General features: G+C 56.1%; 15 protein-coding genes. 5 read left to right on the forward strand and 10 right to left on the reverse strand.

All coding sequences use genetic code 11. The features are described 5' to 3' along the window. The first annotated feature begins 108 nt into the window (after positions 1 to 108). The 4 genes from pstC to phoU are packed head-to-tail and all read left to right on the forward strand — an operon-like array spanning position 109 to position 3,531. Positions 109 to 1,068, forward strand: coding sequence for a phosphate ABC transporter permease PstC (pstC, locus tag C3451_RS04350; RefSeq protein ID WP_022649877.1), 960 nt, complete (start codon positions 109 to 111; stop codon positions 1,066 to 1,068). Continuing rightward, positions 1,068 to 1,958: a phosphate ABC transporter permease PstA gene (gene pstA / locus C3451_RS04355; RefSeq protein ID WP_022649878.1), complete on the forward strand. Its 891-nt coding sequence runs from the start codon at positions 1,068 to 1,070 to the stop codon at positions 1,956 to 1,958. Before pstC ends, pstA begins: the two co-directional genes overlap by 1 nt. A 47-nt stretch (positions 1,959 to 2,005) precedes the next feature. Next, entirely contained in the window at positions 2,006 to 2,779 is a 774-nt protein-coding gene (pstB, locus tag C3451_RS04360; RefSeq protein WP_003861154.1) for a phosphate ABC transporter ATP-binding protein PstB, read from the forward strand. A gap of 26 nt (positions 2,780 to 2,805) precedes the next feature. Further along, the gene (gene phoU, locus C3451_RS04365) at positions 2,806 to 3,531 is read left to right on the forward strand and encodes a phosphate signaling complex protein PhoU (RefSeq protein ID WP_003861153.1); all 726 of its coding nucleotides are present in this window, start codon (positions 2,806 to 2,808) and stop codon (positions 3,529 to 3,531) included. 86 nt (positions 3,532 to 3,617) lie between these two features. Here the strand turns inward: phoU and yieH are convergent, their stop codons facing one another. Further along, positions 3,618 to 4,283, reverse strand: a complete 666-nt coding sequence (yieH, locus tag C3451_RS04370) for a 6-phosphogluconate phosphatase (protein WP_022649879.1) — start codon at positions 4,281 to 4,283, stop codon at positions 3,618 to 3,620. A gap of 165 nt (positions 4,284 to 4,448) precedes the next feature. On the opposite strand from yieH, the gene adeP reads away from it, so the two are divergent. Then, positions 4,449 to 5,786: an adenine permease AdeP gene (gene adeP, locus C3451_RS04375; protein ID WP_139152660.1), complete on the forward strand. Its 1,338-nt coding sequence runs from the start codon at positions 4,449 to 4,451 to the stop codon at positions 5,784 to 5,786. A 91-nt stretch (positions 5,787 to 5,877) separates the two neighbouring features. On the opposite strand, the gene C3451_RS04380 is transcribed toward adeP, so the two are convergent. The 9 genes from C3451_RS04380 to rpmH all read right to left on the reverse strand — a co-directional run bounded on the left by C3451_RS04380 (position 5,878) and on the right by rpmH (position 13,397). After that, positions 5,878 to 6,444 carry an NADPH-dependent FMN reductase gene (locus tag C3451_RS04380; protein WP_038414971.1) on the reverse strand — a complete coding sequence of 189 codons (567 nt, stop codon included), beginning with the start codon at positions 6,442 to 6,444 and terminating at the stop codon, positions 5,878 to 5,880. A gap of 36 nt (positions 6,445 to 6,480) precedes the next feature. Beyond that, positions 6,481 to 7,227 carry a 4'-phosphopantetheinyl transferase gene (locus tag C3451_RS04385; protein ID WP_045620985.1) on the reverse strand — a complete coding sequence of 249 codons (747 nt, stop codon included), beginning with the start codon at positions 7,225 to 7,227 and terminating at the stop codon, positions 6,481 to 6,483. A 122-nt stretch (positions 7,228 to 7,349) separates the two neighbouring features. Beyond that, positions 7,350 to 8,321 carry an HTH-type transcriptional regulator YidZ gene (yidZ, locus tag C3451_RS04390; RefSeq protein ID WP_022649883.1) on the reverse strand — a complete coding sequence of 324 codons (972 nt, stop codon included), beginning with the start codon at positions 8,319 to 8,321 and terminating at the stop codon, positions 7,350 to 7,352. Beyond that, entirely contained in the window at positions 8,290 to 9,465 is a 1,176-nt protein-coding gene (locus C3451_RS04395) for an MFS transporter (protein WP_032622027.1), read from the reverse strand. The genes yidZ and C3451_RS04395 overlap by 32 nt, the downstream gene beginning before the upstream one ends. Before the next feature lie 111 nt (positions 9,466 to 9,576). After that, complete coding sequence (mnmE, locus tag C3451_RS04400) at positions 9,577 to 10,941, reverse strand: tRNA uridine-5-carboxymethylaminomethyl(34) synthesis GTPase MnmE (RefSeq protein WP_045620986.1); 1,365 nt, start codon at positions 10,939 to 10,941, stop codon at positions 9,577 to 9,579. A 72-nt stretch (positions 10,942 to 11,013) separates the two neighbouring features. Beyond that, complete coding sequence (yidC, locus tag C3451_RS04405) at positions 11,014 to 12,657, reverse strand: membrane protein insertase YidC (protein ID WP_023298949.1); 1,644 nt, start codon at positions 12,655 to 12,657, stop codon at positions 11,014 to 11,016. Positions 12,658 to 12,659: 2 nt separating this feature from the next. Then, a complete protein-coding gene (gene yidD / locus C3451_RS04410; RefSeq protein ID WP_001307474.1) occupies positions 12,660 to 12,917 on the reverse strand; it encodes a membrane protein insertion efficiency factor YidD in 258 nt (85 codons plus the stop codon). After that, positions 12,881 to 13,240: a ribonuclease P protein component gene (gene rnpA / locus C3451_RS04415; protein WP_006808764.1), complete on the reverse strand. Its 360-nt coding sequence runs from the start codon at positions 13,238 to 13,240 to the stop codon at positions 12,881 to 12,883. The genes yidD and rnpA overlap by 37 nt, the downstream gene beginning before the upstream one ends. A 16-nt stretch (positions 13,241 to 13,256) precedes the next feature. Beyond that, the gene (rpmH, locus tag C3451_RS04420) at positions 13,257 to 13,397 is read right to left on the reverse strand and encodes a 50S ribosomal protein L34 (RefSeq protein WP_000831330.1); all 141 of its coding nucleotides are present in this window, start codon (positions 13,395 to 13,397) and stop codon (positions 13,257 to 13,259) included. Positions 13,398 to 13,474 lie beyond the last annotated feature (77 nt).

The raw sequence follows: 13,474 nt of genomic DNA on the forward strand, positions 1-13,474 counted from the left end.
ATGGCGGGTGGCGCGCAGCGATCCCGCCCTACGGTTCATCCTGTAGGCCCGGTAAGCGCCAGCGCCACCGGGCATATTCGTAAGACGTCTCATAAAGAAGAGTAATTTATGGCTGCAACCAAGCCTGCATTTAACCCTCCGGGTAAAAAAGGTGACATGATTTTCAGCGCGCTGGTGAAACTGGCTGCGCTGATTGTGCTATTGCTGCTGGGCGGCATTATCGTGTCCCTCATTTTCTCCTCCTGGCCGAGCATTCAAAAATTTGGTTTCGCCTTCCTGTGGACCAAAGAGTGGGATGCGCCGAACGATATCTACGGTGCGCTGGTGCCGATTTACGGCACGCTGGTGACCTCTTTTATCGCTCTGCTGATTGCGGTGCCGGTAAGCTTCGGTATTGCCCTGTTCCTGACGGAGCTGGCACCAGGCTGGCTGCGACGTCCGCTGGGTATCGCCATTGAACTGCTGGCGGCCATCCCAAGTATCGTTTACGGCATGTGGGGCCTGTTTATCTTTGCTCCGCTGTTTGCGACGTACTTCCAGGAGCCGGTGGGTAATGTTCTCTCCGCCGTTCCGTTTGTGGGGGCCCTGTTCTCTGGCCCGGCATTCGGTATCGGTATTCTGGCGGCTGGCGTGATCCTCGCCATCATGATTATTCCGTACATTGCGGCGGTCATGCGCGATGTCTTCGAACAAACCCCGGTGATGATGAAAGAGTCGGCCTACGGCATCGGCTGCACCACCTGGGAGGTTATCTGGCGCATCGTCCTTCCGTTCACCAAAAATGGGGTGATCGGCGGCATCATGCTGGGCTTAGGCCGCGCGCTGGGTGAAACCATGGCGGTGACCTTTATCATCGGCAACACCTACCAGCTCGACAGCGTGTCGCTCTACATGCCGGGGAACAGTATTACCTCTGCGCTGGCGAACGAATTTGCCGAAGCGGAATCCGGGCTGCACGTCGCAGCGCTGATGGAACTGGGTCTGATCCTGTTTGTTATTACCTTTATTGTGCTGGCTATCTCCAAGCTGATGATTATGCGTCTGGCTAAAAACGAGGGGGCACGCTAATGGCGACTCTCGACATGCAAAACACCGCTCAGCTTGCGGAATCTCGTCGCAAAATGCAGTCAAAGCGCCGGATTAAAAACCGCATTGCGCTGACGCTTTCCATGGCCACGATGGCGTTCGGCCTGTTCTGGCTGATCTGGATCCTGATGTCCACCATCACCCGTGGTATTGATGGAATGTCCCTGGCGCTGTTCACCGAGATGACGCCGCCGCCAAACACGGCGGGTGGTGGTCTGGCAAACGCCCTGGCGGGCAGCGGCCTGCTGATCCTGTGGGCGACCGTTTTCGGTACGCCGTTGGGCATCATGGCGGGTATCTATCTGGCGGAGTATGGCCGCAAGTCCTGGATCGCTGAAGTCATCCGCTTTATTAACGACATTCTGCTTTCTGCCCCGTCGATTGTGGTAGGTCTGTTTGTTTACACCATCGTGGTGGCGCAAATGGAACACTTCTCCGGCTGGGCGGGTGTGATTGCGCTGGCGCTGTTGCAGGTGCCTATCGTTATTCGTACCACTGAAAACATGCTGAAACTGGTGCCGGACAGCCTGCGTGAAGCGGCTTACGCACTGGGCACGCCGAAATGGAAAATGATTTCGGCGATCACCCTGAAAGCGTCCGTCTCGGGGATCATGACCGGTATCCTGCTGGCTATCGCCCGTATCGCCGGTGAAACCGCACCGCTGCTGTTTACCGCCCTCTCCAACCAGTTCTGGAGTACGGACATGATGCAGCCGATCGCCAACCTGCCGGTGACGATCTTTAAATTTGCGATGAGCCCATTCGCGGAATGGCAGCAGCTGGCCTGGGCCGGGGTGCTGATCATCACCCTTTGCGTACTGTTGCTGAACATTCTGGCGCGCGTCATTTTCGCGAAGCAGAAACACGGTTAAATTTTTACGGCGCGGCACATCGCGGCGCCGAATGAGGAAATGAGTCAATGAGTATGGTTGATACTGCCCCGGGTAAGATTCAGGTTCGTGATTTGAACTTCTACTACGGCAAATTCCATGCCCTGAAGAATATCAACCTGGATATCGCGAAGAACCAGGTCACGGCATTTATCGGTCCGTCTGGCTGTGGTAAATCCACGCTGCTGCGCACCTTTAACAAAATGTATTCGCTCTATCCGGAGCAGCGCGCAGAAGGTGAAATTCTACTGGACGGTGACAACATCCTGACCAATACCCAGGATATCGCCCTGCTGCGTGCGAAAGTGGGGATGGTGTTCCAGAAACCCACGCCGTTCCCGATGTCGATCTATGACAACATCGCCTTTGGTGTGCGTCTGTTTGAGAAGCTCTCCCGTGCGGATATGGACGAGCGCGTGCAGTGGGCATTGACCAAGGCCGCATTATGGAACGAAACCAAAGATAAACTTCACCAGAGCGGGTACTCTCTCTCCGGTGGTCAGCAGCAGCGTCTGTGCATTGCGCGCGGTATCGCCATTCGCCCGGAAGTCTTGCTGCTGGATGAGCCGTGCTCAGCCCTGGACCCGATCTCAACCGGGCGTATCGAAGAGCTGATCACCGAGCTGAAGCAGGATTACACCGTGGTGATCGTCACTCACAACATGCAGCAGGCTGCCCGTTGTTCTGACCACACGGCGTTTATGTACCTGGGCGAGTTGATTGAGTTCAGCGATACGGACGCGCTGTTCACCCGTCCTGCGAAGAAACAAACCGAAGATTATATTACTGGCCGCTACGGTTGATTTGCCTTAGTGCATGTGGAGAAACCATGGACAACCTCAATCTTAATAAACACATTTCCGGCCAGTTTAACGCAGAGCTGGAAAGCATTCGCACCCAGGTGATGACCATGGGCGGCATGGTCGAGCAGCAGCTTTCTGATGCGATTACGGCAATGCACAACCAGGACAGCGAGCTGGCGAAGCGCGTTATCGAAGGCGATCACAACGTCAATATGATGGAAGTCGCCATCGACGAAGCGTGCGTGCGCATCATTGCCAAGCGTCAGCCAACCGCGAGCGACCTGCGTCTGGTAATGGCGATCATCAAAACTATCGCCGAGCTGGAGCGTATTGGTGACGTGGCGGATAAAATCTGCCGCACCGCGCTGGAGAAATTCTCCCAGCAGCACCAGCCGCTGCTGGTGAGCCTGGAGTCTCTCGGTCGCCACACCGTGCAGATGCTGCACGATGTGCTGGACGCTTTCGCGCGCATGGATCTGGACGAAGCGGTCCGTATCTACCGTGAAGATAAGAAAGTTGACCAGGAATACGAAGGCATAGTGCGTCAGCTAATGACCTACATGATGGAAGATTCCCGTACCATTCCAAGCGTGCTGACCGCGCTGTTCTGCGCGCGCTCAATTGAGCGTATTGGCGACCGCTGCCAGAATATTTGCGAATACATCTTCTACTTCGTGAAGGGACAGGATTTCCGTCACGTGGGCGGCGACGAGCTGGACAAGCTGCTGGCGGGTAAAGATCCGAAAGAGTGATGTGTGTGGCGGGTGGCGCTATCGCTTACCCGCCCTACGATCCTTGTAGGCCGGATAAGCGTTAGCGCCATCCGGCTTTGTTTTTTTCAGCGAGTAATATCCCACCCGCGCGCCTTCCACAATTCCGGCAGCTGCGCCAGGTCTGTAAAGGTCGTCACTTTTGGATGATCGATCGGCTTGTTGTGCGGATCGGCGCAGAAGTAAAACACCTCCATCCCCGCATCAATCCCCGACTGCGCGCCCGCAGACGAGTCATCCACCAGGATGCAGTTCTCCACGTTGACGTTCATCGCCTTCGCCGCGTGGAACATCAATGCCGGATCCGGCTTCCAGCGCTGGATATCGTAGCCGCTGAACAGTTTTTCCGGGAAGTGGTGCAACATGTCCAGCTTGCCGAGTGAGTGCTGCATTTTGCTGACCGGGCCGTTAGAGACCACGCAGATCGGCACCGTCATCGCATCCAGCAGCGCGTTAGCGCCGGCGATAACTTCCAGCTCGGCGTCGAAGAGGCGTGCGACCTCGGCGCGGTACACCGGTTCCAGATCCGCTTTCGCCAGATCCACCCCGTGCTCTTCGTTAATGATGTCGATGATCTCGTACAGCTTCACGCCCTTAAAGCGTTTAAACACCTCTTCGAGATCGAGCGTAATGCCAAATTCCTGGAACATGGCGACATACGCGCGGGAACAAATGACCTCACTGTCGACCAGCGTACCGTCACAGTCGAAAAATACCGCTTCAATTCCGGACATGCCTTTCCCTTTTAACAAGTTTAACGTTTACGTACGACAGTTTAACGAGACGCAATCGTTGCCGTATAAGCAAAATCAATGAAAAAAGTATCCCGTAACCGCCACTATTGTCGCATTTTGGTATAGGATAGCGACGAATTTTCCCTCCTTGTTCGGAAATTGATGATGAGTCAACAACACACTACCCAGACATCTGGTCAGGGGCTGCTTGAGCGCGTGTTCAAACTGCGCGAGCACGGCACAACGGCACGCACCGAAGTGATCGCCGGTTTTACTACCTTCCTGACGATGGTCTATATCGTTTTCGTTAACCCGCAAATTCTGGGCGTGGCTGGCATGGACACCAGCGCCGTCTTTGTTACCACCTGTCTGATCGCGGCGCTTGGCAGCATCCTGATGGGCGTTTTCGCTAATCTGCCCGTGGCGTTGGCCCCGGCAATGGGTCTGAATGCGTTCTTTGCGTTCGTGGTGGTTCAGGCGATGGGCCTGCCGTGGCAGGTCGGGATGGGCGCTATTTTCTGGGGCGCGGTCGGCCTGCTGCTGCTGACCATCTTCCGTGTGCGCTACTGGATGATTGCGAACATTCCCGTGAGCCTGCGCGTGGGTATCACCAGCGGTATCGGTCTGTTTATCGGCATGATGGGGCTGAAAAACGCTGGCGTAATCGTGGCGAACCCGGAAACGCTGGTGAGTATTGGTAACCTGACCTCTCACAGCGTGCTGCTGGGCGTGCTGGGCTTCTTTATTATCGCGATCCTGGCGTCGCGTAACATCCACGCTGCGGTGCTGGTCTCTATCATCGTGACCACGCTGCTGGGCTGGATGCTGGGTGACGTGCATTACAGCGGTATTGTCTCTGCGCCACCGAGCGTTTCTACCGTGATTGGTCACGTTGATCTGGCGGGCTCGCTGAACCTGGGTCTGGCCGGAGTGATTTTCTCTTTCATGCTGGTCAACCTGTTTGACTCCTCCGGTACGCTGATTGGCGTGACGGACAAAGCGGGTCTGGCGGACGAGAAAGGCAAATTCCCGCGCATGAAGCAGGCGCTGTATGTGGATAGCATCTCGTCCGTTGCGGGTTCTTTCATCGGCACCTCGTCTGTTACCGCTTACATTGAATCCTCTTCCGGCGTGTCCGTGGGCGGCCGTACTGGCCTGACGGCGGTAGTCGTGGGTCTGCTGTTCCTGCTGGTGATCTTCCTCTCTCCGCTGGCGGGGATGGTGCCACCGTACGCGGCAGCTGGCGCGCTGATCTACGTCGGCGTGCTGATGACCTCGAGCCTGGCGCGCGTGAAGTGGGAAGATCTGACGGAAGCCGTTCCGGCGTTTATTACCGCGGTGATGATGCCGTTCAGCTTCTCGATCACCGAAGGTATCGCGCTGGGCTTTATCTCGTACTGTGTGATGAAGATCGGTACCGGCCGTTTCCGCGAACTCAGCCCGTGCGTGATGATTGTGGCGCTGCTGTTTGTGCTCAAGATTGTGTTTATTGACGCGCACTAAGGTGCGGTTTGTGGTGTCAGGTGGCGCTTCGCTTACCTGACCTACTGATGAGTGTAGGCCCGGTAAGCGCTAGCGCCACCGGGCTTTTTTATCAGCTTTTAACCCGCTTAATATAATCCCCAAACGCAGTCAACTGACCAGAGAGATGATCACGCGTACTCTGATCCACCACTTCACCCGTCTGCGGGTCGACTTTGTTCTGAATCACGCCGCCCATAAATTCCGGCTTGTTCATCACCATCGCATCCAGGAACACCAGGATCTGTCGCAGGTGATACTGGCAGCGCGCACCGCCGATGGCGCCCATTGAGCTGGTCTGGATCAGCACCGGTTTGCCTGACAGCGGCTGCTCCGGTAAACGGGATAACCAGTCAATCGCGTTCTTCAGACCCCCCGGAACCGAGTAGTTATATTCTGGCGTTACAATCACTACACCATCAGCCTGACGGATCTGCTCGGCTATCGCCTCCACGCTGTGCGGGAACCCTTCTTCCTGCTGAACGTCAGCATCATAAAGCGGGATGTCGCCAATAGACGGCAGGGCGCTGATCTCCATTCCCGCAGGCGCCAGCTGTGGCAGCGTGCGCGCTACCATCCCGTTAAACGAACCTTTGCGCAGGCTTCCCAGTAACGTAACAACTTTCAACGTATCAGACATGATTACTCCTGTTTCATCATGATGACCCTGGACGGATCAGCTATGGGTGTATGCTTTTTCTACCGGTAAACTGGTTAATCGCATCAGGCGCGCGGCGGGCTCGTTGGCGCGCTCAGGTACATCCGGAAGACTACGCCAACCGCGAATACTGTCAAACTCCCAGATTTTCAGCCGTTCGATGGCGGGGCTCACCGCAACGGACCAGATCAGTACGTCCTCAGCGTCGCTGAGCGCCTCTACCAGCGAGGCTTTTGTCGCGCGCAGGCGTCCGGAGCCGGGAAGCAGCTGCAACAGGCTGGCGTCGTCTGATGCCGCGCCGCTCAGTTTACGGATGCTCTGGCGAAGGGTAATAAGCTGCGCTCTGGCTTCAACGGGATCGTTCTGGTTACGTATCCACAGCTTTTCATTGCTGGAGAGCGGGTATTCATCGAGCGCGTTAGCACCATGGAAGCTGCGCGTGACGCGTTGCAGCTCCATATCCAGGCCGCAATCACCTTCAGTCGTCAGCGCGACGCCAACAATGTTGCCGGTATACGCAATGGAAAAATGGGGGAGTGCCGGGTCCGCAAAAACCGGGCGACCTTCTGGCTGGGTGAGTATGTCCGGTAGTTCGCTGGTGCCGTACAGCATAAAAAGCAGTTCTGCGAGGAGCGCTCTGGAGGCTAAAAACCGCGTCCTGCGGTGTTCAGGTAGTTTGAGCGCCTCACTGTGACAGGCTGAAGAAATTCTGGCCGATACGAGATGCCCTTCCGTTAATGTTCCTCGTGCAAAGTGCGTAGCCATTTTTCGCTCCCTGATAATGGTCGTAGTCGGTTAAACGGTTACATGATTATCGCTTAACTCAGCTTCTGTTTTAATCAGTAAATAGAAATAAGAGAAGCCTGAGGACCGAACTTTACATTATCTTAGGCAAAAACCTGACCTGGCGCGGTATACAGGGCTTTTATAGTTTCGCGCAGCCAGATAATTTTCGGATTATGGCTGTTCCGCTTATGCCAGATTAGCGTGAAGGGTACGGTCAGCTTTTCTGCCTGCGCCTCATCGATGGGAATGGGAAGGCAGACCAGATTACGCTGGTGGAGTTGATTGTAGTGATGGCAGTAGTAGGGCGCAGTGGCAATGTAGTTGTGGTCCGGCTGAGCCGCCATAAACATCGACTGTTCAAAGCCGGGCAGGCTCATGGCGACGTTGCGCTCCCGGCCCATCTCTTTTAGCACTTCATCAAGCGCCCAGGTATCGCTGCGCTCCCAGAAGATGCTGATATGCGGGTAGCGCAGAAACGTCTCAAGGTTCCACGCTTCGTGAAGTGCCGGATGATCTTCTCGCAGATAGACGCACGGACGGTCGCTGAACAGGATTTCGTAGTCAATAAACCACGGCATCAGCTTTAGCAGCTCGCGGGAGCGCGGGTGCGTTTCGCGGCCGGTAAAACCGAGATCGACCTCTCCGCGCGTAATGGCGTCCAGCGAATCATAATCCCACTGGCGCAACTTCACCGTCGCCTGTGGGTAGCGCTCATTCACCTGCTCCAGCAGGGTGTTAAAGCGAATCAGCATCAGCGGCGTTTCGGCGGCGAGCACAAACTTGAGCCCGCCTGGAGAGCTATGGTGGAATTTATCGACGATCTGATTGCCAATCTGCATCCAGTCGGCCAGATCCTGTTCCAGACTCACCGTTAGCGGCGTGGGCAGTAGCCCTAAAGGCGTTTTCACAAACAGCGGATCGTCGAACCAGTCGCGCAGCTTCGCCAGCGATTTACTCACCGCGGACGGCGTCACGTTCATTCGCTTCGCGGCTTTGGTGACGCTGCGCTCCTGCAACAACAACTGCAGGCAAAGTAAAAGATTAAGATCGAGACTGCTGATGGGCTTCTTCATAGTGCGCCGCGGGCTGGATGACCATAAGTAAGGTAATGCAGAGTATGCTACAGCCAATCAGAACCCCGATCAGCATATTCAGCGCGTTAAGGCCGATCACCGCCGCCAGCCAAATCCACAGCGACGAACCGCAGACCTGCGCAATGCCCAGCACCGAGCTTGCCACGCCTGCCCGCAGTGAGAACGGGCCAAGCGCCTGACTCATCGCCACGCCGAAGCCGCCGGAGAATCCGGCGCAGATCAGGGTCATACCCACCAGCATCAGCGCATGTGAGGTGGCGGTCGCCAGAATTACGCCTGCGGCGAGAAACAGCGTCTGTGAAGCGAGCATCAGCGTGCGCTGGCGGAAGATATTGAGCGCAAAGGGCATCGAGAATGAAACCGCCATGCTGACCATCGCATTGAGCGCCATCACCGTCGAATACTCACCGCGATCGAAGCCTATCGTCTCCATCAGTAACACCGGGGAAACGTTTACATAGGTGAGGATCACCGCCACGCTGAGCGTGATGATGGCCAGGCGGCTCAGGAAAAAGCGATTCAGAAGCTTTTCAGCCGGATGAATGGTAGCAGCGTGGTGCGTCTGCTGCGAACCGGGATGGGTCTCTTTCAACACCGTCACGGACAGTATAAAGACGATGGCGCCCATTGTGGCCATGGTCCAGAAAAGGCTCTGCCATGGAAATTTCAGCATGATCAGGTAGCCTACAACCGGTGCCAGCACCGGGATGATGCAGGTAATGCCGTTCAGCATCGACAGCACCCTGGCGCGGCGCTGGGCGCTCAAGGTATCGCGCAGAATGGCAAACGCCACCACGTAACAGCCGCCCGCGCCAATGCCCTGGATAAAGCGCCCTGACAGGAACATTGTGCTTTCCTGAGCCATTGAACACAGTACCGATGCCAGCGTAAAGATAACCGCCCCCGTAATGGCGACGGGTTGACGGCCGGCTCTGTCCGCGATTTTCCCGGCAAATACCATCGACGACGCCATTCCCGCGAGGTAGGCCGAAAACGCGATGTGCAGTTGCGCCTCGCTGGCACCCAGATCGCGTGCAATATGCGGTAGCCCCACCAGATACATATCAATGCCGGACGGATACAGCAGAACTAATGCGAAACTACAAAACAGAAAACGAGCCATAAATCCCCCATAGATGCAGGCAAGCAGGATAGGGGGCATGGGGGGATTAAGCGAGTTGCCATTGGGACAATGGTGATTTCCCTGGAGGAAATCACCATGTTCTATCGGGAATTACTTACCAATACAGAAGCTTGAGAAAATTCGTCCAAGCAGATCGTCCGACGTAAACTCCCCGGTGATCTCGCTCAGGTTCTGCTGCGCCAGACGCAGTTCCTCCGCCAGCAGCTCGCCGGCCCAAGCGCCGATCAGCTGGGCTTTGCCCTGCTCAAGGTGGCGAGCCGCCTCTTCCAGCGCCTGCAAGTGACGACGACGCGCCAGGAAGCCGCCTTCCATGCTGGTGTCAAAACCCATGCTATGTTTGAGGTGGTTACGCAGGGCTTCCACGCCTTCCCCGGTACGGGCCGACAGACGAATAAGTGAGTGGCCATTCACATCGCTGATGCCCAGCGTTTCGCCGGTAACGTCGGCCTTATTGCGCACCACGGTGATCGGCAGTTTGGCCGGGAGACGGGCGATAAAGTCTGGCCAGATTTCAGCCGGGTCAACGGCGTCGGTCGTGGTGCCGTCCACCATAAACAGCACGCGGTCGGCCTGCTCGATCTCCTGCCAGGCGCGTTCGATACCGATACGCTCGACTTCATCGCTCGCATCGCGCAGGCCAGCGGTATCGATGATGTGCAGCGGCATGCCGTCGATATGGATATGCTCGCGCAGGACGTCGCGGGTGGTGCCGGCTATGTCGGTCACGATCGCCGCTTCACGGCCCGCCAGAGCGTTCAGCAGGCTTGATTTCCCGGCGTTGGGGCGACCAGCAATCACCACCTTCATGCCCTCACGCAGCAGGCTGCCCTGGCGCGCTTCGGCGCGAACGGCATCCAGATCGCTCATCACCTGGTTGAGCTGGGCTTCGATTTTGCCGTCAGAAAGGAAGTCAATCTCCTCGTCCGGGAAGTCGATAGCCGCTTCAACATAGATTCGCAGGTGAGTAAGTGCTTCCACAAGGTGATTCACGCGTGCGGAAAATGCCCCCTGCAACGAGTTCAGCGCGGAGCGGGCTGCCTGTTCGGAACTGGCGTCGATCAGGTCGGCAATCGCTTCGGCCTGCGCCAGGTCGAGCTTATCGTTCAGGAAGGCACGCTCGGAGAACTCACCCGGCTTCGCAATGCGCAGGCCAGGCAGGGTCAGAATACGTTTCAACAGCAGGTCGAGGATCACCGGGCCGCCGTGACCCTGAAGCTCCAGCACGTCTTCGCCAGTAAAAGAGTTTGGGCCGGGGAACCACAGCGCAATGCCCTGGTCCAGCGAGGTGCCGTCGGCATCTTTAAATGGCAGATAATCAGCGTAGCGCGGCTTTGGCAGTTTACCCAGCACCGCTTCGGCCACCTCACGCGCCTTCAGGCCGGAGATGCGCAGAATGCCTACACCACCGCGTCCCGGTGGGGTTGCCTGGGCGACGATAGTGTCGTTATGGCTCATGGTTGCTCTCGTTCAATACAAATAAAAAAGGCGGTCAATCGACCGCCCTTATTTTAGCGTTAAGTTACCGAATCAGGACTTTTTCTTTTCGCGGCTATGCAGGCCACGTTTTTCCAGACCACGGTAAATCAGCTGCTGCTGGATGATGGTCACCAGGTTGCTGACGATATAGTACAGCACCAGACCTGACGGGAACCACAGGAAGAACACGGTGAAGATGACCGGCATAAAGGTCATGATCTTCTGCTGCATCGGGTCAGTCACGGTGGTCGGAGACATCTTCTGGATGAAGAACATCGTCACGCCCATCAGGATCGGCAGGATGTAGTACGGGTCCTGTGCGGACAGGTCATGGATCCACAGGGCGAACGGCGCGTGGCGCAGCTCAACGGAACCCATCAGCATGTAGTACAGCGCAAGGAAGATTGGCATCTGAATCAGCAGCGGGAAGCAACCACCCAGTGGGTTCACTTTCTCTGCTTTATACAGGGCCATCATCTCCTGGCTCTGACGCTGTTTGTCATCGCCCAGACGCTCACGCATAGCCTGAATCTTCGGCTGTAGCATACGCATCTTCGCCATGGAGGTGTACTGCGCTTTAGTCAGCGGGTACATGATGCCACGAACGATAAAGGTGATAACGATGATGGAGAAGCCCCAGTTACCCAGGAAGCTGTGGATGAACTTCAGCAGCTTAAACAGCGGCTGAGAGATGAACCACAACCAACCGTAATCAACGGTCAGATCCAGGTGCGGCGCAACGGCAGCCATTTTGTCCTGGATTTCCGGGCCGACCCACAGGGTGCTTGCCAGCTTACCGGTTTGACCCGGCTGCACCAGAACCGGCTGAGATTTGTAGCCGATGGCTGCAATACCGTTGCCGAGGTTCGCGGTGTAGAAGTTGTTCGTACCGTCGTTATTCGGTACCCACGCCGTCGCGAAATACTGTTGCAGCATTGCGACCCAACCGCCTTTAGAGCTGACGTTCAGGTTTTCGTTATCGGCAATGGTGTCGAATTTGTATTTCTCGTACTTGGTATCTGGCGTGGAGTAAGCCGCGCCACGGAAGGTATGCAGCGCAAAGTTGCTGCTTCCGGTGTCACGGTGAGACGGCAGATTGATGGACTGCTTCAGCTGACCAAAGGTAGAGATTTCCAGCGGTTTCGCACCGGTGTTCTGTACGCTGTAGCCCACGTTCACCGCATATTCACCGCGTTTCAGGGTGAAGGTTTTGGTGAAGGTGTTGCCTGCCGCGTCGGTGTAGGTCATCGGAATAACCAGTTCGTTCTGGCCATCAGCCAGCACAAAGGTGTCATTCTCGACGTTATACAGTGGACGCGCACCGTTCGCCGGGTTATCCGGGCCATCACGACCGGTCAGGCCGCTCTGTGCCTGGTAGATAAACTCAGGCGTGGTTTCCAGTAACTGGAACGGTTCGGTAGACTTCAGCTCTTTCGGGTAGGTCAACAGCAGCGCCTGCTCAACATCACCACCACGGGTGTTGATAGTCAGCTCAAGCACATCGGTCTTAACCGTAATCTGTTTCCCCTGGCCACTGGCCGGTACGCCCTGGTCGGCGGCGCTACCCGCTGCGGTGGTCGTGGTCTGCGTGGTCTGCTGCTGGGGTTGAGGATTTTTATCCTGCTCCCATGCCTGCCAGATCATGAAAGACACGAACAACAAAGCGATGATAAGAAGATTGCGTTGCGAATCCATCGTTAGTGTTCTCTGGTATCAAAAGGTCCTGGAGGGACGGGGTCGTCTCCACCTGGGTGTAAAGGGTGGCATTTTAATACGCGTTTCACCGTCAACCAACTGCCTTTTATCACTCCAAACCTGCGCAATGCCTCAATTCCGTAGCTTGAGCATGTTGGCGTGAAACGGCAATGTGGCCCGAGTAGCGGACTAATCAGGCGTTGATAGACCCGAATGAGGGCTATCAGGACCCGCGAGCCAGGCGACAGTGGCGGCGCCATAATTTTTCCAACGCTTCCGAGAGAGCACGGTTATCGAGGTCGGCAACCCCTTTTTTAGCCACCACCACGAAATCCATTGAAGGCAGTTCGTGCTGACGTAAACGGAAGCTTTCACGCGTCAGACGTTTAATCCGGTTGCGTTCATGCGCACGCTTAACGTTTTTCTTGGCGACTGTGAGACCGATGCGGGGATGCCCCAGCGAATTTTGGCGGCCGAGGATGGTGATTTGCGGCGTGCCAGCCCGTAGTGGCTGCTGGAAGACGAAAGTGAAATGAGTGGGAGTTAACAAACGTAACTCCCTGGGAAATGCGAGCTTAACCACTCAGGGGTTAGCTTTATTACTTGGAAACGGTCAGACGAGCGCGGCCTTTAGCACGACGACGTGCCAGAACCTGACGACCATTTTTAGTAGCCATACGAGCACGGAAGCCGTGAGAACGGTTGCGCTTCAGTACAGACGGTTGAAAAGTGCGTTTCATGGCGATTTCTACCTAAACTTGAATAAATTCACTGACTTTTGCGTATACCCGAACGAGATTCGAACGACTAACGCCTC

This window comes from Enterobacter sp. 301B, from assembly GCF_003850715.1.
GTDB classification, from domain to species: Bacteria; Pseudomonadota; Gammaproteobacteria; order Enterobacterales; family Enterobacteriaceae; genus Enterobacter; species Enterobacter intestinihominis.

Bases quoted from the DNA above. Each gene is read 5' to 3' on its own strand.
- pstC (WP_022649877.1), top strand. From the start codon at position 109: ATGGCTGCAACCAAGCCTGCATTTAACCCTCCGGGTAAAAAAGGTGAC.
- pstA (WP_022649878.1), top strand. From the start codon at position 1,068: ATGGCGACTCTCGACATGCAAAACACCGCTCAGCTTGCGGAATCTCGT.
- pstB (WP_003861154.1), top strand. From the start codon at position 2,006: ATGAGTATGGTTGATACTGCCCCGGGTAAGATTCAGGTTCGTGATTTG.
- phoU (WP_003861153.1), top strand. From the start codon at position 2,806: ATGGACAACCTCAATCTTAATAAACACATTTCCGGCCAGTTTAACGCA.
- yieH (WP_022649879.1), bottom strand. From the start codon at position 4,283: ATGTCCGGAATTGAAGCGGTATTTTTCGACTGTGACGGTACGCTGGTC.
- adeP (WP_139152660.1), top strand. From the start codon at position 4,449: ATGAGTCAACAACACACTACCCAGACATCTGGTCAGGGGCTGCTTGAG.
- C3451_RS04380 (WP_038414971.1), bottom strand. From the start codon at position 6,444: ATGTCTGATACGTTGAAAGTTGTTACGTTACTGGGAAGCCTGCGCAAA.
- C3451_RS04385 (WP_045620985.1), bottom strand. From the start codon at position 7,227: ATGGCTACGCACTTTGCACGAGGAACATTAACGGAAGGGCATCTCGTA.
- yidZ (WP_022649883.1), bottom strand. From the start codon at position 8,321: ATGAAGAAGCCCATCAGCAGTCTCGATCTTAATCTTTTACTTTGCCTG.
- C3451_RS04395 (WP_032622027.1), bottom strand. From the start codon at position 9,465: ATGGCTCGTTTTCTGTTTTGTAGTTTCGCATTAGTTCTGCTGTATCCG.
- mnmE (WP_045620986.1), bottom strand. From the start codon at position 10,941: ATGAGCCATAACGACACTATCGTCGCCCAGGCAACCCCACCGGGACGC.
- yidC (WP_023298949.1), bottom strand. From the start codon at position 12,657: ATGGATTCGCAACGCAATCTTCTTATCATCGCTTTGTTGTTCGTGTCT.
- yidD (WP_001307474.1), bottom strand. From the start codon at position 12,917: ATGGCGCCGCCACTGTCGCCTGGCTCGCGGGTCCTGATAGCCCTCATT.
- rpmH (WP_000831330.1), bottom strand. From the start codon at position 13,397: ATGAAACGCACTTTTCAACCGTCTGTACTGAAGCGCAACCGTTCTCAC.